The organism is Streptomyces coacervatus (assembly GCF_029223485.1).
In the GTDB taxonomy this organism is placed as follows: Bacteria; Actinomycetota; Actinomycetes; order Streptomycetales; family Streptomycetaceae; genus Streptomyces; species Streptomyces coacervatus.
In genome coordinates, this window is the sequence record NZ_JARHTP010000035.1 from 39660 (window position 1) to 60565 (window position 20906).

The window sequence follows — 20906 nt, forward strand, 5'->3', positions numbered from 1 at the left end:
AATGCACGGCGCTCCGCGAATGTTCCCGGGGTGACGTTCGCTGTCAGCGATCGGGCGGTGACGTGGGCGTTTGCCGGGGGCTGCCGCCCCCGGACCCCCGCTTTCGGCCCTTGAGGGGCCTCGTCCTCAAACGCCGGACGGGCTGAAATGCATCCGCAACGCCGTTCACAGGAACGGGCCGCAGACTTCAAGCTCGTTCAGGATCGCGGGGGCCGCCGTGGTGGCAGCAGGGGCTGCCGTGCCCCTCGTGGCGCGGGCGGCGGGCGGCGCGAACCCCGCACCGACCCCGTCCCCGACCCCGACCCCGAGTCGCCGGGCCAGCTCCGACCACCGGCCCAACATCCTCTTCGTCCTCACCGACGACCAGCCGAAGGAGACGGACTGGGCGCTCCCCCGAACCCTCGACTGGCTCGGCGGGAACGGCGTCACCTTCGGCCGCGCCCACTCCGACACCCCGCTCTGCGCACCCTCCAGGGCCTCGATCATGTCGGGCCGCTACGCCCACAACCACGGCGTCCTGGACACCCGGCACCCGTACCACCTGGACCAACGCACCACCGTGCAGCGCCGGTTGCACGAGGCCGGCTACCGCACGGGCCTGTTCGGCAAGTACCTCAACTTCTGGCGCACCGGCGACAACCCGCCGCACTTCGACGAATGGCTGCTTGCACGAACTGAACGTCCCGGAGCAGCGGTACGCGCGCGTGCCCGTCTGGGCGGGGCAACCGTCCGTCTTTGTGCCGTACCGACCGAGCCTGGAGGTGCCCTTCCAACTGTCCTGGCCGGACGGCGGCTTCGGCTCGGGCAGCGGCGACGACCGGCTCACCGGCCACATCGACATCGCGCCCACCTTCCTGGCCGCGGCCGGCCTCACCCCGGACACCCCGCACGACGGCCGCCCGAAGGGCAGTGGTGAGGTGGTCTTCCGGGAGTACTACGACCTCGCGAAGGACCCCTACCAGCTCAGCAACCGGCTGCACGGGGCGAGCCGGGAGCAGGAGCGCAGGCTCGGGGTGGCGAGGCCGGCCGAGCAGCTGGCGACCGCCCGGCGGGCGGACAACAGCGCTTAGGCCGTCGCCGTCCGGTACCAGCGGCGGATCATCGGCCAGGTCGCGATGCCTATCGCCAGCGAGATCAGATGGCCCCAGTTGCTCAGCGGGTCCGTGAACTCGATCAGGTCCTCGACCAGCATGGAGCCGAACAGGACCAGCACCGGCCAGCGCAGCCACGGTGCCAGCAGCCCGGCCAGGGCGCCCACGCTGGCGGCGACGCCGAAGCTGATGCCGTAGTCGAGTCGGTGCAGGGAACTGTCGGGGAGGTGGCCGACGAGCACGGCCAGCCCCACGGGGACCTCGGTCGCGAGCGTGGCCAGGACATGCCCGAGCAGGAAGACGACGGCGGTGCGCGCCCCGCCTATCCGCCGCTCCAGCGCCGTCAGGACGAGAAGGAAGCAGACGACGTACGGCGATGCGATGCCGCCCGCGATCCACAGCGCGCTGGCGAGCAGCACCAGCACGGGCGTCTGCACGAGGTGTGCGACGTCCGTGCTGGAGCCCTGGAGCAGGGTTTCGACGAGGGACGGGGCGGCGTACGTGGTGATCAGTGTGGTGAAGGCCAGGACCGCCGCGTAGGCGAAGGTGAACGGCGTGCCCGTGGGGGTCGGCAGGAGGCGCCAGGGGCGGAGAGTGCGGGCCGCGGGGGCGAGCACCTCCACCGTGGTCTCAGCCACCGTGGGCTGGACCGGCATGGGCTGGGCGATGCTCGCCCCGCCGCGCTGACGCGGCATGCCGTCCAGGAGTTCGGACACGTCGGGAAGGGGCGCGACCGAGGACTCGTTGTCGGCCGTCGCGATGGGTTCCAAGATGCGGCGCTCCTTCCGTTGCGCCCCACCTTTCGCAACCACAGGGGTCTCTGTCTGTGACCGACGCCACGCGAGAGGCGATTCACAGCAACCTCTCATGCTTTTTCTGCGTCAGAGGGCAACCCCCGCCTCCTGAACGGGATTGCTCACGGCCTCAGAAGGTCGACCTCCTTCGCGTGCGCCGCCCGGGTCGCCGGGTCCCAGTCGCCGGTGCAGTAGACGGACGCCTCGCTGATGGCGCCGTCGCGGATGTCGGCGCGCATCAGTTCCCTGCAGTACCAGGTGCCGCCCTGCTCGTCCTCCCACTCCTCCTCGAACTCCAGGACCAGGCCGGTCGGCGTGGCGTCGACGCGGTGGCGCGGCACGGTGCCGAGGAAGGGGTGGCCGCGGCGGCGTACGGCGACGAGCTCGTCGCGGCCGGCGGCCTGCAGCCGCCACTGGGGAACGGTTAGGTCGAGGAAGACGTCGTCCGTGAACAGCCCGTCCGGAGCGGTGTTGGTCTCCAGGAACCGTACGAAGAGATCGGCCAGTTCCTTCACCCGGGTGCCGGTGTCTGTGTCGGTGGTCATGATGACGCCCCGGCGAGGTTGCGGCCGATGACCTCCATCGTGCGGTTCAGCTCCGCGGTGGGGCTGAACTCGACGATCTCGGTGCCGGCGAAGATCAGAGGGAGGTGGCCGGGGGCGCCGTAGTAGGCGTCGCCGGCGTGGAAGACCTCGTCGTGGTCGGCGTACCGGAACACGATCTTCCCGGAGACGACCTGGCCCCAGTGCGGGCACTGGCAGCGGTCGTCGGGCAGGCCCCGGAAGAGCGGGGCGGGGTCCATGTCGGCCTTCATGGTCTCGTAGCCGACGGTGTACGGGCCGAGCTCGGCGTAGCGTCCCTCGATGACGGGCTCGTCGACCTTGAGTTCGGCTTCGGCCTTGGCTGTGCGTGGCATGGTGACTGCCTTCCTTCGTTGCTTCCGGTCGGCTTCCGGTCGGATTCCGGTCGCTCTACGAAGGAGGCGTGAGGTCTGGCGGCACGGTGTGCGGCGGGACCTCACAGCCGCCAGGGCGGGGGCTGTTCCGGCTGGTAGACGCAGAGGGTGCCGGTGCGCAGGGCGGTCTCCAGGTGGCGGCCGAGTTCGGGGTGGGCGTCGGCGACACGGCGTACGGCGGCGTGGATCCGGGCGGTGACGGCGGTACGGGCGCGCTCGGCGTCCGAACCGGTACGGCGCACCCGTCCCCCGATGCCGTACGCGGCCGCGAGCTGCCCGACCAGGGCGTCCCGCTCGACGGCGATCCGCGCGGAGCGGACGGAATCCCCGGCGTCGTCGGCGTCCTGCGCCTCCTCCTCCAGCTCCCGCAGTCTGCGCCGGTAGGCGGCGCGCGCGACTGCGTCGACGACCTCGCCGGTGTCGCCCTGGGGGACGGCGGTGCCCGGCGCGGCCAGCTCGACGGCCGGCACGGGTGTACCCGGCCGGGCGAGCAGTACGGCGATGTCCCGCAGCCCCTTGCTGTCGGGGATCCGGATGTCACGGCCGGCGTAACGGAGATGCCAGAGGGGGCCTTCGCGCTGGAAGAGAGGGGTGTCGGGAAGGGGCTCAGGTGACTCGGGCGACTCGGGTGAGATGTACGCCGTTTCGGCCCCGATGCGCTCCGCCAGCGCCACCGCGCCCGCCGCCCCGGCGGCCCGCAGTGCTCTCTCGCGGTGCTCGCGGGCGCGGTCCGTGTCGCCCATGGCCGCCGCCAGCAGCGCCAGATGGCGGTCGACCGGGCCGCGCACCGCCGCGCCGATGCCCTCCACCGCGAACAGGTCGGCGTACGGGGCAAGGAGGTCGTAGAGGACGGGCGCGGACGGGTGGGAGCCCACGGCGGCGACCGTCTCCGCGGCCTGCGCCAGCATCGGCAGCCATTCGCTGTCCCGGGGCGCACCGCCGAGCCGGGGCGCGACGGCCGACAGGCGGCGCGCGGCCTCGTCGAGGCGGCCGAACTGTGCCGCCACGAGCGCCAGTGAGACACGCGGCCAGAGCATCGGGGAGCGTTCCAGCATGGTCGCCTCCGCCCGCACCCGCTCCAGTCCGGCCGTGTCGCCCGTCTCGGCGTACAGGCACCAGCGCTGGGTGACGGCGAGCATGGCGGCGTTCGCGCTGCCGGCCCTGCGGCCCAGCTCCTCGACCTCGTCGAGCGCGGCGGCGCAGTCGTCGTACCTGCCCTCCATCAGGGCCCGCGCCCCTCGCCACAGCGGCACGTACCAGGCGTACAAGGGGCGCCGCAGCGGTCGTACGGCCGTCTCGTACGCCAGCGCCTCCGCGTCGGCCCCGGCGAACTCGCCCGTCTCCATCAGTGCGACCAACCGCAGCCGCCGGCCGAGGAGTTCGAGCACGGGATCGCGCAGGTCGCGGGCGGTCGTCACGATCTGCGTGGACCAGGCGAGCCGGTCACGGCAGTGGTCGGGGCCGGGCCGGGCGTCGCACAGCGCGGCGAGGGCCGGGCCGAGGGTGGCCGGATCGCCGGCCTCGCGGGCGGTGCGGACGGCCTCCTCGGCAAGGGCGATGCGGTGCTTCTCCGGTTCGACGAGCCCGGCGGCGAGCGAGAGCCGTGCGGTGACGGCGGCGCGCAGGGCGGCGTACGCGGGTTCGGCGGCGAGCGCGGCGCGCGCCTCGGTCAGCAGGTCCAGCTGCTCACGGTCCTCCAGGTCGACCTCGAACCCGACGGGCCCGGTGCCGAGCCCCAGCGCGGCCCGCGCCAGCAGATCGGCCCGCCCGGCCTCCCGCGCCAGCCGGGCGGCCCTGAGCAGCGCCGCCCGCGCGGCACCCGGTTCCCCGGCCCCGAGCCGCGCGGAACCGAGCCCGAGCAACACCTCAATGAGTTCAAGGAGTTCTGCGCGTTCCAGGAGTTCTACGACTTCTACGGGCTCGGCGTGTCCGGCCGCCGGGAAGCCCCGCGCCTCCACCGCCCGCTCGTACCACCGGGCCGCGTCCTCGAACGCGAACAGCCCTTCCGCCCGTACCGCCGCCTCGCGCGCGTACCTCGCGGCCTCTCCCGCATGCTCGGGGCCGGACAACAGCAAGTGGTGGGCAACTTCCGCCGGGCCCGTGTCGCGGCCCCGGCGGGCATAGCCGGCGAGGACCTCGGCGGCGGTGTGGTGGAGGGCGGCGCGTTCCGCCGGGGCGAGGGTGTCGTACACCCCGTCCCGGAGCAGATCGTGCCGGAAGGCACCCCGGTCGGCCCCGGCCTCGGCCAGCAGTCCGGCCCCGGCGGCCTCGCCCAGCAGCGTGCGCACCTCGCCCAGCGGCACTTCCGCGGCCTCCGCGAGCACATCGAGCCGGAACCGGGTGCCGAGGACGGCGGCCACGTCCAGAACGCGCGCGGCCCGCGGGGTCAGATCCGCCAGCCGATCCTGTACGGCGGCCCGGACGGCGACCGAGGAGTTCCCGGGCGCCGCGGCGCTCCAGCTCCCGGCCCGCAGCAGCTCGGTGACGAAGAACGCGTCACCGCCCGTCCGCCGTACCAGCGAACGCAGTTCATCCGCCTCCGGAGCATCCCCCGTCACCGCCTCGACCAACACCGCCACGTCCCTCTCGGCCAACGGCCCGAGCGGCAACGCCCGCCCCCGGCGCAGCAGTTGAGCACGCGCCCACCCATCGTCCCTCCAGGCCGCATCCTCGTCCCGAGCCGTCACCAGCAGCAGCACCGCGCAGCTGCGGGCCGCGTCCGCGGCCTCCAGCAGCAGCCGTAGCGACGAGGCGTCGGCGGCATGTACGTCGTCCAGCACCAGGAGCAGGGGGCGGCGGCGGGCAGCCGTGGCCAGGAGTTCGGAGACATCGCCGGTGAGCCGTAGCCGTGCCGTCTCCGGGTCGGCCCCGTGCAGGGCGCCGCCGGCCGCACCGGAGACCAGCGCCCGTAGCGGCGGTGAAACGGCCACCAGCCGGCCACAGGCCACGTCGTCCGCGACCAGGTCCCGCAGCAGCCGTGACCAGGGGCGAAAGGCGCGCCCGGCGGTCTGAGGCGGGCACCAGGTCCACAGCGTGCGGAAGGCGCCGGCATGCGCGGCGGCCTCCTCTGCGGTACGGGTCTTGCCAGCGCCGGCGGGCCCGGTGAGGGTGACGAGCCCGCCCCTGCCGGACGCGGCGCGCTCCAGAGCGGCCCGGAGCTCGCCCAGCACACCCTCACGCCCCACGAACGGGTAATTCGCGGCCATGGCAGCCACCACGCACTTCTCGCAGACCCCGCGGCTCTCGCACTGCTTCGAGGGTAAGCAGGCGGGGCGAAATCCGCTGACGGATCGGCAGCACCCCCAAAGGGGCGCGGGGAACTGCGCGACCAGCCACAACAGACCCGCAGACGATCGACAACCGGTAATTCCCCCGGCCGTAAAGCCAAGTTCATGCAGGATGGAGCCATGACCGCCACCTACGACACCCCTGTGGTCCTGGACCGACGCGAGGGCCCGTACGGCGAGGTCGTACTGCGCCGCCACGGCGAACTGCTGCAGATCATCGCCAACGGCACCTTCCTCATGGACACCTCGGACGGCCGCTCGGAGCGCCTCCTCGTGGACGCCGCGCTCAATGCGCTGGGCAACCGCACGGAGCCGAACGTGCTGATCGGCGGCCTGGGCGTGGGCTTCTCGCTCGCACATGCGGCGGCCGACCCGCGCTGGGGTGCGATCACGGTCGTGGAACGCGAGCGCGCCATCATCGACTGGCACCTCGACGGGCCCCTCGCCGCTCAGTCGGCCCATGCCGTCGCCGATCCGCGTACCAAGATCGTGGAGACGGATCTGATCGCCCACCTGCATGAGACATGCGCCACTTATGACGCCCTGTGCCTGGACATCGACAACGGCCCCGACTGGACCGTCACCGAGGGCAACGACGATCTCTATTCATCTGCCGGACTGACAAGCTGCGCAAGGGTGTTGAAGCCGGGCGGGGTGCTGGTCGTATGGTCCGCACAGCCCTCTCCGGATTTCGAAGAAACCTTGCGGAATGCCGGGTTCCAACAGGTGCGTACCGAAGAGATCCCGGTTGCCCGTGGCGTTCCCGACGTCGTGCACATCGCCGTCCGACCTGGATAGCCGAGCGACGGTGACTCCCCGTACTCTGCTTCTCTGGCGCAGATCATTCAAGCGTCAATCGCAAGCATGCGCAGGCATGTGAAGGCAACGGATCACCCCACGGATTCCGGAAAGCAACTCAGGGGCGGGCGATGGAGCAGACCCACACATCCCACAACGGCACGACGGCGACCCCGGGCGCGCAGCGCAGGGTCCTGGTGGTCGAGGACGACCCGACCATCGTCGACGCCATCGCGGCCCGCCTGCGTGCCGAGGGTTTCCTCGTGCAGACCGCGGGTGACGGCCCGGCCGCCGTCGACACCGCCGAGGCCTGGCAGCCCGACCTGCTGATCCTCGACATCATGCTGCCCGGCTTCGACGGCCTGGAGGTCTGCCGCCGTGTGCAGGCCCAGCGCCCGGTGCCGGTGCTGATGCTGACCGCGCGCGACGACGAGACCGACATGCTGGTCGGGCTCGGTGTCGGCGCCGACGACTACATGACCAAGCCCTTCTCCATGCGGGAGCTGGCCGCACGCGTGCATGTGCTGCTGCGCCGGGTGGAGCGGGCCGCACTGGCCGCCACGACGCCCAGAAGCGGCATCCTGCGGCTCGGCGAGCTGGAGATCGACCACGCCCAGCGACGGGTGCGCGTGCACTCCGAGGACGTGCATCTCACGCCCACCGAGTTCGACCTGCTGGTGTGCCTGGCGAACACCCCGCGCGCGGTGCTCTCCCGTGAGCAGCTGCTGGCCGAGGTCTGGGACTGGGCGGACGCCTCCGGCACCCGGACCGTCGACAGCCACATCAAGGCCCTGCGCCGGAAGATCGGCGCCGAGCGGATCCGCACGGTGCACGGCGTGGGCTACGCGCTGGAGACCCCGACGCCATGAGCGGCGACCCGGCCGGCCGGAGAAGCCCCGGGGAGCCCTGGGGCGGCGTGAGCCCGTTCTCGATCAAGACCAAGCTGGGCGCACTGGTCGTCATCGCGGTCCTCATCACCACCGGGCTGATGATGATCGCGATGCGCACGGCCACGGAGCTGCGCTTCATCACGGTCTTCTCGATGATCGCCACACTGCTCATTACGCAGTTCGTGGCCCATTCGCTCACCGCGCCACTGGACGACATGAACGCGGTCGCCAAGGCCATCTCGCACGGCGACTACACCCGCAGGGTGCGCGAGAACCGCCGTGACGAGCTGGGCGACCTGGCGCAGACGATCAACCGGATGGCCGACGACCTGGAGGCGCAGGACCGCCAGCGCAAGGAGCTGGTGGCGAACGTCTCGCACGAGCTGCGCACCCCCATCGCGGGCCTCAGGGCGGTGCTGGAGAACATCGTGGACGGCGTCACCTCCGCCGATCCGGAAACCATGCGCACGGCCCTGAAGCAGACCGAGCGGCTGGGGCGCCTGGTCGAGACGCTGCTGGACCTGTCCCGGCTGGACAACGGCGTCGTACCCCTGCGTCGGCGGCGTTTCGAGGTCTGGCCGTATCTGTCGGGCGTCCTGAAGGAGGCCAACATGGCCGTGCCCGCGCGCGCGGGCATCGCCTCGGGCTCCGGCAGCCACACCCGTACGGACGTCCATCTGCACCTCGATGTGTCCCCGCCGGAGCTGACCGCGCACGCGGACCCGGAGCGCATCCACCAGGTGGTGGCGAACCTCATCGACAACGCGGTCAAGCACAGCCCGCCGCACGGCCGCGTGACCGTGAAGGCGCGGCGCGGGCAGCAGCCGGAGTCGCTGGAGCTGGAGGTGCTGGACGAGGGTCCCGGCATTCCGCGCTCGGAGTGGCACCGGGTCTTCGAGCGGTTCAACCGGGGCGGCGCGGGCGCATCCAACGGGCCCGCCAGCGACGGCGGTACGGGGCTGGGCCTGGCGATCGCCCGCTGGGCGGTGGATCTGCACGGCGGCGGGATCGGCGTGGCCGAATCCGAGCGGGGTTGCCGGATCCTTGTCACCCTTCCGGGAGAGACATCCGTGCCAAGTTGACGTAAAGTCCGAACCGGAGCCTCAAGATCCACCGGAGTCCGCGCTGACGGACACGTGTGATCAGCCCCGCGCCCGCACGCTGAGCGTGCAGGGCCCGCATCGGCGTTTCCCGCCACCCCCAACCTGCAGCGGAACCACGCTTGTTTCCCGCCATTTCCAGGCCCGAAACACGCTTTCCGGTGTGACTTACACGACGATGAACCGGCCCGGCCTGACCTTCTGGGTCTTGGAGGCGTAGCCTTAATTCCCGCTGTCCATCACCTTGTGAAGCGGAAGAGGGCGGTTGCCGCCGTGTCGCCACAGTCCCCCAGTAACTCGAGCATCTCGACCGACGCAGACCGAGCGGGCAAGAACCCCGCTGCGGCGTTCGGCCCCAACGAGTGGCTCGTCGACGAGATCTATCAGCAGTACCTCCAGGACCCGAACTCGGTAGACCGAGCCTGGTGGGACTTCTTCGCCGACTACAAGCCGGGCGCGGCTGTCGCCTCGGCTCCGGCGGGTACTGCGGCCGCAGCCCCGGCTGCGCAGGCCCCGGCCGCCCCCGTGGCGCCCGCGCCGGCCCCCGCCGCCCCGAAGCCCGCGGCCGCCGCCCCGGCGCCCGCTCCCGCGAAGCCTGCCGCCGCGGCTCCGGCTCCCGCCCCGGCGAAGCCCGCCGCCGCCGCGCCGGCCGCCAAGGCAGCGCCCGCGACCGCGGCCGCCGACGGCCCGGAGCTGGTGACCCTGCGCGGTCCCGCCGCCGCCGTCGCGAAGAACATGAACGCCTCGCTGGAGCTGCCCACGGCCACGTCCGTGCGCGCGGTCCCGGTGAAGCTGCTCTTCGACAACCGCATCGTCATCAACAACCACCTCAAGCGCGCCCGGGGCGGGAAGATCTCCTTCACGCACCTGATCGGCTACGCGATGGTGCAGGCCATCAAGACGATGCCGTCGATGAACTGGCACTACGCGGAGAAGGACGGGAAGCCCACCCTCGTCAAGCCGCCGCACGTCAACTTCGGCCTGGCCATCGACCTGGTGAAGCCCAACGGCGACCGCCAGCTCGTCGTGGCCGGCATCAAGAAGGCCGAGACGCTGAACTTCTTCGAGTTCTGGCAGGCCTACGAGGACATCGTCCGCCGCGCCCGCGACGGCAAGCTGACGATGGACGACTTCACCGGCGTCACGGTCTCCCTGACCAACCCCGGCGGCCTCGGCACCGTCCACTCGGTGCCGCGTCTGATGCCCGGCCAGTCGGTCATCATGGGCGTCGGCTCCATGGACTACCCGGCGGAGTTCCAGGGCACCTCCCAGGACACCCTGAACAAGCTCGGCATCTCGAAGGTCATGACGCTCACGTCGACCTACGACCACCGGGTCATCCAGGGCGCCGCCTCCGGCGAGTTCCTGCGGATCGTCGCGAACCTCCTGCTCGGTGAGACCGGCTTCTACGACGAGGTCTTCGAGTCCCTGCGCATCCCCTACGAGCCGGTCCGCTGGCTCAAGGACATCGACGCCTCGCACGACGACGACGTCACCAAGGCCGCGCGCGTCTTCGAGCTGATCCACTCCTACCGGGTCCGCGGCCATGTCATGGCCGACACCGACCCGCTGGAGTACCGCCAGCGCAAGCACCCCGACCTGGACATCACCGAACACGGCCTCACCCTGTGGGACCTGGAGCGCGAGTTCGCCGTCGGCGGCTTCTCCGGCAAGTCCCTGATGAAGCTGCGCGACATCCTCGGCGTGCTGCGCGACTCGTACTGCCGCACCACCGGCATCGAGTTCATGCACATCCAGGACCCCAAGCAGCGCAAGTGGATCCAGGACCGCATCGAGCGCCCGCACACCAAGCCGGAGCGCGAGGAGCAGCTGCGCATCCTGCGCCGGCTGAACGCGGCGGAGGCCTTCGAGACCTTCCTGCAGACGAAGTACGTCGGCCAGAAGCGCTTCTCCCTGGAGGGCGGCGAGTCCGTCATCCCGCTGCTCGACGCGGTCATCGACTCCGCCGCCGAGTCCCGCCTGGACGAGGTCGTCATCGGCATGGCCCACCGCGGCCGGCTGAACGTCCTCGCCAACATCGTCGGCAAGTCGTACGCCCAGATCTTCCGCGAGTTCGAGGGCAACCTCGACCCGAAGTCGATGCACGGCTCCGGCGACGTGAAGTACCACCTGGGCGCGCAGGGCACCTTCACCGGCCTGGACGGCGAGCAGATCAAGGTCTCGCTGGCCGCCAACCCGTCCCACCTGGAGACGGTCGACCCGGTCATCGAGGGCATCGTCCGCGCCAAGCAGGACATCATCAACAAGGGCGGCACGGACTTCACGGTCCTGCCGGTCGCCCTGCACGGTGACGCGGCCTTCGCGGGCCAGGGCGTGGTGGCCGAGACGCTCAACATGTCGCAGCTGCGCGGCTACCGCACCGGCGGCACGGTCCACATCGTCATCAACAACCAGGTCGGCTTCACGGCGGCGCCCGAGTCGTCGCGTTCCTCGATGTACGCCACCGACGTGGCCCGCATGATCGAGGCCCCGATCTTCCACGTGAACGGCGACGACCCCGAGGCGGTCGTCCGCGTTGCCCGCCTGGCCTTCGAGTTCCGCCAGGCGTTCAACAAGGACGTGGTGATCGACCTCATCTGCTACCGCCGCCGCGGTCACAACGAGTCGGACAACCCGGCCTTCACCCAGCCGCTGATGTACGACCTGATCGACAAGAAGCGCTCGGTGCGCAAGCTCTACACCGAGTCCCTCATCGGTCGCGGCGACATCACCCTGGAAGAGGCCGAGCAGGCGCTGCAGGACTACCAGGGCCAGCTGGAGAAGGTCTTCACGGAGGTCCGCGAGGCCACGTCCCAGCCGGGCGTCGCCCCGGTGTCGGACCCGCAGGCCGAGTTCCCGGTCGCCGTGAACACCGCGATCTCCTCGGAGGTCGTGAAGCGGATCGCCGAGTCCCAGGTCAACATCCCGGACTCCTTCCACGTACACCCGCGTCTGCTGCCGCAGCTGCAGCGCCGGGCGACGATGGTCGAGGACGGCACCATCGACTGGGGCATGGGCGAGACCCTCGCGGTCGGCTCCCTCCTGCTGGAGGGCACCCCGGTCCGTCTGTCCGGCCAGGACTCCCAGCGCGGCACCTTCGGCCAGCGCCACGCGGTCCTCATCGACCGCGAGACGGGCGAGGAGCACACCCCGCTCCAGTACCTCGCCGAGGAGCAGGCCCAGCAGGCCCGCTACAACGTCTACAACTCGCTGCTTTCCGAGTACGCGGTCATGGGCTTCGAGTACGGCTACTCGCTGGCCCGCCCCGATGCGCTCGTGATGTGGGAGGCGCAGTTCGGCGACTTCGTCAACGGCGCGCAGACGGTGGTTGACGAGTACATCTCGGCGGCGGAGCAGAAGTGGGGCCAGACGTCCGGCGTCACGCTCCTGCTCCCGCACGGCTACGAGGGCCAGGGCCCGGACCACTCCTCGGCCCGTGTGGAGCGTTTCCTGCAGCTCTGCGCCCAGAACAACATGACGGTCGCGATGCCGACCCTGCCGTCGAACTACTTCCACCTCCTGCGGTGGCAGGTGCACAACCCGCACCACAAGCCGCTGGTGGTCTTCACCCCGAAGTCGATGCTGCGCCTGAAGGCCGCCGCGTCGAAGACGGAGGAGTTCACGTCGGGTCAGTTCCGCCCGGTCATCGGCGACTCCACGGTCGACCCGGCCGCGGTCCGCAAGGTCGTCTTCGTGTCGGGCAAGCTGTACTACGACCTGGAGGCCGAGCGCACCAAGCGCGGCGCCACGGACATCGCGTTCGTCCGCGTCGAGCGGCTCTACCCGCTGCCGGGCGCCGAGCTCCAGGCGGAGATCGCCAAGTACCCGAACGTCGAGAAGTACCTGTGGGCCCAGGAGGAGCCGGCGAACCAGGGTCCCTGGCCGTTCATCGCCCTCAACCTGATCGACCACCTGGACCTCGCGGTCGGCGCGGACATTCCGCACGGCGAGCGGCTGCGGAGGATTTCGCGCCCGCACGGTTCTTCTCCGGCCGTCGGTTCCGCGAAGCGGCACCAGGCCGAGCAGGAGCAGCTGGTGCGTGAGGTATTCGAGGCGTAGCCTCGGCGGTTCAGTGGGCCCGGCCCCGAGTTCTTGGTGACTCGGGGCCGGGCCCTTTTTCGCCCACGAGTGGGGGGTGGTTGGGATCGTGCGCGACTGCGAGTCCGTCGTGGTTGCTCGCGCAGTTCCCCGCGCCCCTTAAAGGCACTTGCTGCACCGGGAGTTAGATCGGCTGAGGCTCGAAGTCCCAGTACGGGCGGTGGCGTTCGAGGATGTGGTGGGTGTGGGGGTGGTCGGGGCCGAGGAGGGAGGTGAGGCGGGTCACCGCGTCCTGGTGGAGGGCCTCGGACTCCTCCCGCTGGCCCAGTTCGGCCAGGTCCAGTGCCAGGCCGGTACGCAGGCTGATGGTGAGTACGTGGGCGTCGCCCAGTACGCGCGCGGAGCGGTCCGCGGCCGCCCGGCCCAGCGCGGCCGCCTCATCGGTCTCTCCTGCGGCGGCCAGCGCGGCGACCTCGTTCTTGGCGCAGCCGATGGCCCACGGATGGTCCTTGCCGACGGCCCGCCGCATCTGACGCGCCGCCTGCCGGGACATCTCCAGCGCCACCCGGTGCTCGCCCAGGTCCCGCATGATGGTCGCCACGTTGTCCCGCGCGCCGATCGCGTACGGGTGGCGTTCGCCGAGCTGGGCGGCGTAGTGGAGGGCGGTGGCCTCGGCCAGGTCGCGGGCCTCCTCGGTGCACTCCAGGTCACGCAGCAGCATCGCGTAGTCGCAGGAGACCATGAGCGTCTCCGGGTGCAGCGGGCCCCGCCTGCGCAGCAGCTTCTCCCGGACTCCGCGCATCATGGCGTGCGCGAACTGCACGTCCCCGACGCGGCGGGCGCACAGCGCGAGGTTGTGCTCGGCGTGCACGGTCTGGCTGTGGTTGCGGTCCAGGACCTGGCTGTGCACCCGGGAGTTGTGGCCCTGGATGGCCAGCGCCTCGCGGTACTGGCCGAGCAGCCGCAGCATCCAGGCGCAGTTCAGCGCCGAGTTGAGCGTGGCCGCGTCCTTGCCGCCGAGCAGTTCGAGCCGGGCCTCGAAGATCCTGCGGTGCCGGGCCAGCGATTCGGCGTAGTGGCCCTGCAGGCCGATGGCGACGGCGAGGTTGCTGCGGATGGTGAGGGTGCGCGGAACCTTCTCGCCGCCTAGTTCGGCGGCGGCGCTCGTGGCGGCCTCCTCGAACAGGGCGCGCGCCTCCGCATACCGACCGAGCGCCATCAGGGTGCCGCCGAGGCCGTCCTTGGCGCGGATGAGCTCGATGGGCCGGATGTCCCCGGCGCGGCCGAGGCGCCCCAGGATCTCGCGGCCGACCTCCTCGGCCTCGGCGTAACGGCCCAGCCTGCGCAGCATGTTGGCCAGCTGGTGGACGGCGACGAGCACCGACCGGTCGGTGTCGCCGTACGCCGCGCGCCAGTGCTCCACGACCTGCCGGCTCAGCCACCAGCCGTCCTCGTACTCGCCGCGCATCCGGAGGTATTCGACGCAGTTGAGGACGAGTTCACGCACATCGTCCTCGGGTGCCTCAAGGGCCCCGGACGGCCCCAGGTGCGGGATGAGTTCGGCGTACCTGGCCCAGTTGCCCGCCGAGGAGGAGTCACGGGGGTCCGCGGAGACCAGGACCCTGCGTGCGGCCTTCGCGTAGGCGGCGGCATCGGTGGGTGACTGGATGGACCGTACGAAGCGGTGGAACAGCCGGTGCATACGGAGCGTGCCGACGGTCTGGGTGTCCAGACGGGGGCTCTGCTCGTACTCGATGCGCATGGAGGTGATCTCCGACAGCTTGCGCAGCGCGCTGTTCCAGCTGCTGGGCTCGGCGACCAGCTCGGCCAGCACGGGCGGCAGATCGCCGCGTCGGGACGTCTGGAGCAGCCTTACCGGCACCACGTCGGGCGAGAAGCACACCAGCAGGTTGAGCAGCTGCCAGGCAGGCTCGTAGCTCTCCCGCAGCGTGTTGACGAGCTTCGCCCACGCGACCTCGAAACGCGGGTGCGGGCCGGAGGGCAGCACTCCGAAGCGGTCCGGCCGGCCCTCGCCGACATCCCGTATGTAGTCGTCCACGGACGCGGTCGGGCTCTGCTCCAGCCACCCGGCCATCTGGTCGAGCAGCAGCGGCATGTCCTCGACGGCGTCGGCCAGCCGCTCCGCCTGCTCCTCGGTCAGCCGCTCGGCGCGGCGCCGTACGAAGGTGACGCTCTCGCGGCGCTCGAAGGCCGGCACGGTGATCGTCTCCGCGTGCGCGCCCCACTCGCTCTTGTGGGTGGTGACCAGGACATGGCCCCGTCCCTCGGGCACGATGTCGAGCAGCCGCTCGGGGTCGCCGGCCGCCCCGTCCAGGACCAGCAGCCAAGGGCGTGCGGTGCGGTCGAGCTCGCGCCGTACGGCCTTGATCGTCGCCGACAGGTCCCCGGCCTCCGGCACACCGAGCGGGTGCGCGAGGTCGGCGAACTGCTGGCGTGAGGTGACGCGTTGGGCGGCGTTGACCCACCAGACGATGTCGTAGTCGCCGGCGAAACGGTGGACGTACTCCAGCGCCAGCTGTGTCTTGCCGAAGCCGCCGGGGCCGAGCAGCGCCACGGCGGCGCCGTCCCGGCCGGCCGCGGAGAAAGACATGTAGACCTTCTCCAGGAGCTCGGTGCGCCCGATGAACCGGCGGTTGCGGCGCGGCACCTGCCCCATCACCTCGGGCGGGTCGTCGGGGAAGCGGGGGCCGCGGGCGAGGGCGACGAGGGTGCCGGGCGCCGGGATGCCGGCGCACTCCAGTACGCGGCTGCGAGCCACCTCCGGCCTGAGGCCGCGCAGTTCGACGGGGGCCAGGGCGATGACCGCGTCGGGCATGGGCTGCGCGGTGATGCTCACGGCGGCGATCCGGTCCCCGTGCGCCGGCAGCACCTGCCGCAGCACATCGGCCCAGGCCTCGAACCGGCCATGGCCGAGGCGCTCGTACCAGTCGTCGATGACGAGGAGGATACGGCCGGGCGCGCTCAGCAGGTCGGTCAGTGCCTCGGGGGTCGGCGGACGGCGCAGCGGATTCCAGCGCAGCAGTGTCGTGGCCCGCCCGGCCGAGCGGATCTGGTGGTCGATCCACTTGGCCCAGGACTCGCTCTGCCCGGCGAAGACCACCGTGACGTGTCCGAGTTCTGCCGCCATCTCTCAGTTCCCCTCGACCGATCCTGGCCACAACTGTGCACAGGCTATTCGATTGTGCGTCAAAAAGGTTTCTCCGCTGAAGAGTTGGGTTTGGGTCTGTCCTGCCTCAGGTGGACTCGTGGACGGTCTGGTTCAGCCGGTGCGCGACATGGCGGATGAGCCGTTCGAGGTCGGCGCAGTACACGCTGGGGTGCAGAAACCCGCTGCGGGGTGCGTAACGGTGCACATAGTTCCCGCCACCGCACACCTTGCCCACAGGGCAGTCACGGCACTCGTCCGCCAGCGCCCGCTCGCCCAACTGCCGTGCGGCGACACCGGGATGGCGCAGCGCCCGGTCGAAGGAGTGCCGGAAGACATCGAGCCCCGTCTCCGACGCACCCTCGTACGCGGACCGCAGCGAGTCGACCTGCTCGATGGCCCCGTCGGTCTCGACGACGGCGGCGGCCATCGGCGACAGCCCCACCGCCTCGGCCCCGCTCGGCGCGCCGAGCAGCAGCGCGGCGATCTCCTGGAAGAGCCGTACCCGGGTGCGCAGCCTGCCCTCGTCCCACCAGGCGTCGAAGACGGTGGCGAGCCAGTCGCCGTAGGGGGTGGGGCGGGGACGGTGACGACCCGGGAGCAGCGGCCGCGTACCCGGCGGCGGGTCGGCCCAGTTGGCGTGCGGAAGGAGGAAGTCCACACCGGGCGGCCGCAGTTCGAGCAGCGACCGGTACACCTCCCGGGGGTCCGCGGCGAGGTCGATCGTGCAGAGGATTCCGGCATACGTCTCCGGGTGCGCCGCGAGCCTCAGCGCGGCCGACCGGGCGGCGGGCCAGGCGGGGCGTCCGGCATGGTCGACGCGGCGCGCGTTGTGCGCACCGAGGCCGCCGTCGAGGCTGAGCCCCACCCTGACGCCGGCTGCCGCGAGCCGCTCCAGGACAGCGGCGGTGAGGCGGGTGCCGTTGGTCTGCACGGTGGCGGTGACCCGGCAGTCGGCGGGGACGGCTTCCCGTACGGCCCGGGCGTAGTCGAGGACCGGGCCCGGGCCGGCGAGGAGGGGTTCGCCGCCGTGCAGTTCTATGCGGATGTGGTCGAGGCGGTGTGCGCGGACGTGCTCGGCGATACGGGCCGCGGCACGGCGCATGGTCGACTCGGCCGTACGGGCCGGGCGGTCGCGCCAGCCCTGGTCGGGGCCTTGGTACAGGTAGCAGTAGGTGCAGTCCAGGTTGCACCGGCTGTGGATCTTCAGCACGAACTGGCGGAAGGGGGTGGGGCGGTGGGCCGTCGTGTCGAGGGACCGGTGCGGCCAGTTGGGGTGCGGGTGCCGGTGCGGGTGTGTCGTCATGGCGCGTCTTCGTAGTGGGCGACGACCGTGGACTGCCGTTCCCTGACGCGGAGTTCGGCCAGCACCGCCGCCAATACCGGGTGGTCGGTGTGGAGCGGGCGTGGGATCTCGGGCAGGGGGGTGTGGGTGTCCTCGGGTGGATGGGTCACTCGGGGGCCGTTCCGGAGTCCAGGCGGGCGAGGGCGGTCCTGAGGAACTCGGAGCGGTCGGTGTCCGGGGTGAGCTCAAGGGCCTGGCGGTAGTGGTGCCGGGCCTCCCCGAGGGAGCCGAGCGCCTCCAGGCCACGGCCGCGGTTCATCAGTGCCTGCGCCATCAGCTCCGCCGAGCCCAGGGCTTGGGCGATGTTCAGTGCCCGCGCGTAATAGTTGATCGCGCTGTAGAGCTGAGCGACCTCGCGGGTACGAGCATGCAGGTCAAGGCAGACGCCCCCGCGGTCCAGCCAGCAGCGTACGAGGAACTGGGTCGGCTCCTCCTCGGAGCCGTGAATGGCCTCGCCGAGTATCCATTCCGCCTCGTAGAGATCGGACAGGATCTGCTGGTCCTCGTAGCGCGCCCAGTGGGCGAGCCCCAGGTTGTGCCGCCTCACGGCCAGCCCGGAATCGTCCGGCGGCGTCTCGTCGACCGCGGTCCGCAGCACCTGAACAGCCCGGTTCGCGTCGTCCGGGGATCTGGTGGCGCGGAAGCGCACAAGCAGGCCGCCGCCCAGGTCGGTCAGGGCTTCGAGCCGTTGGGGATCGTCCTCTCCGAGCAGCGGCAGGGCCGCCGTCCACGCCTCGACGGCACGGTCCAGCTGTTCGGGTTCTGCGGTCTTCGTGTAACGCTCGCGGTAGATCCGCGCGGCCCACAGGTGACAGTCGACCAGCAGTGACTCGTCCTCGCCGGCAGCCTGGAGGGCTTCTTCGACGGCGGACACCATCATCCGGCGTTCCCGCCCGTCGTCGCGCGGGGGCTGGAGAATCTCGGCGGCCGAGGCCACCGTCAGCCAGGTGCGGCAACGCTCCGCGGCCGGGAGCATGCCCTCGTCGTGCACGGCCACCAGAAGGTCCGAGATGGCATGCTCGGCCGCGTCCACCACGCGTTTCGTACGGGGCCGACCCGTCTCCCGGCCGCGCCTCTCATGCTCCTGCGCCACCTCGAACCACAGGAGTCCGCGCACCAGGTGACCGCGCTCCGGCTCGGGGAACGAGATCCGCACTCCGGCCGCGTCGATGGCCCGGTGCATGTGCGCGAGGTACCACTCCTCGGGGGCAGCCACAGGGAAGGGACCGAACTCGTCCGGCGCCGCATCCGCTTCTGCGATGGTCCGGCGGACGTACATCAGTTGCTCCGCGGCCTGCTGTCTACGTCCGAGCGCGTCCGGTGCGGTCCCCGCGTCCTCCAGGACCGTGGTGAGGTCCACATCGGCGACGTACAGCAGCACGGCGAGCGCGAAGTCCTGAGGGCGATACGCGCCGTGCGCCGCGATCACGGCCCAGTCCCGCAGGCTGTCGGCAACCCCTGCGAAGCCGAGCCCGATCCGGCCCACCTCGATGGCCTGGATCCAGCAGACCGTCCCCCGGATGAGGCTCCCGCGCGAGCTGAGCGCAACAAGCTCGCCGACCGCCTCCCAAGCGTCCCGCAGATCCTCCCCCACGCCCCGCGCCCGCCACCGCGACAACAGCGCGTTCGCCAGTTCCTCCGCCGCCGAGGTCTTCTCCTTGCCCGACCCGGCGACGTCCAGCGCCTGCCGCAGATACCCCACCGCGGCGTCGAGTTCGCGGGTGAGCCCCTCCGCCTCGAACCGCCCGAGCGCCTCGCGCCCCTTGCTCAGCAGTTCCCAAGCGTTCAGCCCGGCCCGTCGCGGCGGTGCCGGCATGCGGGCTCCGAGGTCGCGCAGCACCTCCGCCGACACCTCGGCGAAGGCGCGCAGCCCGACCGGCTCGTCCGCGTCCGTGCCGGACGACTCGGTCGCACCGGCGTCCGGATCGACCGCCCCGCGCAGGAACGCCCCGGCCAGCGCCGGGAAGTTGCGCACACTGCGCCCGAACTTCCGCTCCACGTAGTCGGAGAGGTGCTTGAACAGCAGCTCGGCCTCTTCGACCGCCAGCCGGTCCCGCAGCCGGGGCGCGACCCCCGGCAGGAAGTCGTAGCGCACCGCCTGTGGATCGTCCGCGTCCTCCCGGCGGCGCAGCAGCCCGCCGAGAAGCACCTCGGAGAGCACCTCGGGCCCGGTCCCGGCGAGCATCGCGTGCTGGACCAGCTGCATCACCGGCAGGTAGAGCGGCACCGCGGACAGATAGACCGCCAGCCTGCGCGCCTCCCTGGACGCGGGCCGCCAGAACGCCCGGACCCGTTCCTCGCCGGTCAGCTCCTCCGTGGCGCGCGCCGGCACGGTGGCCGCCGCATGGTCGGCGCGCACCCAGCCCGCAGCGCCCTGCAGGGACTGCCCCCGGGCGCCCGACACCAGCCGGGCCCAGCCCTCCAGCGACGTCCGGCGCAGGGCCAGCACGGGAACGGGCACGGCGGCCGGTTCGACCCGCCCCTTGTCGGGCCGGAACTCCAGCGTCCCGGCGGGCCCCTCGCGCCGGTGCAGCAGCCCGCGCCGGGCCGGCATGTGCGTGCGCAGCCACATGCGCTGCGGCAGGGGCTGTACGACGGCGACGGGCGCGGTCACGGCCCAGCGGTACAGCAGCTGCTGCATACGCCCGCTGCGCCACATGGGCCCGGCGCAGTCGCTGACCACCAGGGTCAGTCGGCGGCCGGTCGGGTCGCTGAGCTGCTCGGGGGCGTGCAGCGGGCCGGTGCGCCCGGGAGCCGCGGAACAGCCGGGCAGACCGCCCGGGCCCTCGTGCAGATACTGCACCCGCACCTCGCGGAAGGCACCGGCCCGCTCGCAGACCTGGCGCAGTTCGTCGAGCGCCTGCTGCCACACCACGGTGGAGGTGGAGACGTCCATCAGGAGCAGCAGACGTGCCTCACGGCGGCGGTCGGTGCGCATGACGGGCAGCACGAGCCCGGTCTCGGCGGCCCGTTCGGCGGTGGCCCGCTCGTCGAGGGTGCGCGGCACGGGCCGTACGGGGGCCCGGTACCGCTGGAGCGGACGTAACCCCCTTTGCAGGGCGAGGGGTTCGGGCAGCGCCGGGGCGGCGGGGACCCGTACCGGCGCCATCCGGGCTGCGGCGCCGCCGGCTCCCGCTCCCGGCGCGAACAGCCGGGCTCCGTCGGGCTGTTCGCCCTCGTCGGTCGTCGAGACGCCGGACGTCGAGTGTCCCGGGGGTAAGGAGACCTCGGGTCCGCCGCCTCCGGGAGGCGCGAACTCCGGTGTCCCAGAGAGGACTTGGCGGGCCTGCTCCGGCGGTGCGGGCAGCCAGCGGGCCAGCCACAGGGCGTCCGCGAGCTCCTCGACACCGGGCGGGATGCCCGCGTCGCGCATGCGCGCGACCAGCGCCGCGAGCTCGGGGCTCACATCGCCGGCCGGGGTGTCGGGAGCCTGGGCGGACAT

Annotated in this window: 13 protein-coding genes and 1 pseudogene; 6 read left to right on the forward strand and 8 right to left on the reverse strand. The window is 71.7% G+C overall.

From position 1 onward, the window contains the following. Window positions 1-247 precede the first annotated feature (247 nt). Window positions 248-580, forward strand: a pseudogene (locus P2Q00_RS48435) (sulfatase-like hydrolase/transferase); the annotation flags it as partial. Window positions 581-665: 85 nt separating this feature from the next. Continuing rightward, a complete protein-coding gene (locus tag P2Q00_RS48440; RefSeq protein ID WP_275781400.1) occupies window positions 666-1070 on the forward strand; it encodes an alkaline phosphatase family protein in 405 nt (134 codons plus the stop codon). Here the strand turns inward: P2Q00_RS48440 and P2Q00_RS48445 are convergent. The 4 genes from P2Q00_RS48445 to P2Q00_RS48460 form a co-directional block, all read right to left on the reverse strand. Continuing rightward, window positions 1067-1861, reverse strand: coding sequence for a rhomboid-like protein (locus P2Q00_RS48445; RefSeq protein ID WP_275781378.1), 795 nt, complete (start codon window positions 1859-1861; stop codon window positions 1067-1069). The two genes, P2Q00_RS48440 and P2Q00_RS48445, sit on opposite strands and share 4 nt — an antisense overlap. Before the next feature lie 146 nt (window positions 1862-2007). Continuing rightward, entirely contained in the window at window positions 2008-2430 is a 423-nt protein-coding gene (locus P2Q00_RS48450) for a hypothetical protein (protein WP_275781379.1), read from the reverse strand. Next, window positions 2427-2801 (reverse strand): cupin domain-containing protein, encoded by a 375-nt coding sequence (locus P2Q00_RS48455; RefSeq protein ID WP_275781380.1) that lies wholly within the window; start codon window positions 2799-2801, stop codon window positions 2427-2429. The genes P2Q00_RS48450 and P2Q00_RS48455 overlap by 4 nt, the downstream gene beginning before the upstream one ends. Before the next feature lie 101 nt (window positions 2802-2902). Further along, entirely contained in the window at window positions 2903-6046 is a 3144-nt protein-coding gene (locus P2Q00_RS48460; RefSeq protein ID WP_275781381.1) for an ATP-binding protein, read from the reverse strand. 201 nt (window positions 6047-6247) lie between these two features. Here P2Q00_RS48460 and P2Q00_RS48465 point away from each other — a divergent pair, with 201 nt between their 5' ends. The 4 genes from P2Q00_RS48465 (at window position 6248) to P2Q00_RS48480 (ending at window position 12974) form a co-directional block, all read left to right on the forward strand. Further along, window positions 6248-6925, forward strand: coding sequence for a spermine/spermidine synthase domain-containing protein (locus P2Q00_RS48465; protein WP_275781382.1), 678 nt, complete (start codon window positions 6248-6250; stop codon window positions 6923-6925). A gap of 131 nt (window positions 6926-7056) precedes the next feature. Next, a complete protein-coding gene (locus P2Q00_RS48470) occupies window positions 7057-7794 on the forward strand; it encodes a response regulator transcription factor (RefSeq protein ID WP_275781383.1) in 738 nt (245 codons plus the stop codon). After that, on the forward strand, window positions 7791-8897 hold the full coding sequence (locus tag P2Q00_RS48475) for a HAMP domain-containing sensor histidine kinase (protein WP_275781385.1): 1107 nt from the start codon (window positions 7791-7793) through the stop codon (window positions 8895-8897). The genes P2Q00_RS48470 and P2Q00_RS48475 overlap by 4 nt, the downstream gene beginning before the upstream one ends. 291 nt (window positions 8898-9188) lie before the next feature. Next, window positions 9189-12974, forward strand: coding sequence for a multifunctional oxoglutarate decarboxylase/oxoglutarate dehydrogenase thiamine pyrophosphate-binding subunit/dihydrolipoyllysine-residue succinyltransferase subunit (locus P2Q00_RS48480; RefSeq protein WP_275781386.1), 3786 nt, complete (start codon window positions 9189-9191; stop codon window positions 12972-12974). 163 nt (window positions 12975-13137) lie between these two features. Here the strand turns inward: P2Q00_RS48480 and fxsT are convergent, their stop codons facing one another. From fxsT to P2Q00_RS48500, 4 genes are all read right to left on the reverse strand, one after another. Next, the gene (fxsT, locus tag P2Q00_RS48485) at window positions 13138-16101 is read right to left on the reverse strand and encodes an FxSxx-COOH system tetratricopeptide repeat protein (protein WP_275781387.1); all 2964 of its coding nucleotides are present in this window, start codon (window positions 16099-16101) and stop codon (window positions 13138-13140) included. A gap of 106 nt (window positions 16102-16207) precedes the next feature. After that, window positions 16208-17425 carry an FxsB family cyclophane-forming radical SAM/SPASM peptide maturase gene (locus P2Q00_RS48490; RefSeq protein ID WP_275781388.1) on the reverse strand — a complete coding sequence of 406 codons (1218 nt, stop codon included), beginning with the start codon at window positions 17423-17425 and terminating at the stop codon, window positions 16208-16210. After that, window positions 17422-17574: a hypothetical protein gene (locus tag P2Q00_RS48495; protein ID WP_275781390.1), complete on the reverse strand. Its 153-nt coding sequence runs from the start codon at window positions 17572-17574 to the stop codon at window positions 17422-17424. The genes P2Q00_RS48490 and P2Q00_RS48495 overlap by 4 nt, the downstream gene beginning before the upstream one ends. Next, the gene (locus tag P2Q00_RS48500; protein WP_275781392.1) at window positions 17571-20906 is read right to left on the reverse strand and encodes a tetratricopeptide repeat protein; all 3336 of its coding nucleotides are present in this window, start codon (window positions 20904-20906) and stop codon (window positions 17571-17573) included. The genes P2Q00_RS48495 and P2Q00_RS48500 overlap by 4 nt, the downstream gene beginning before the upstream one ends.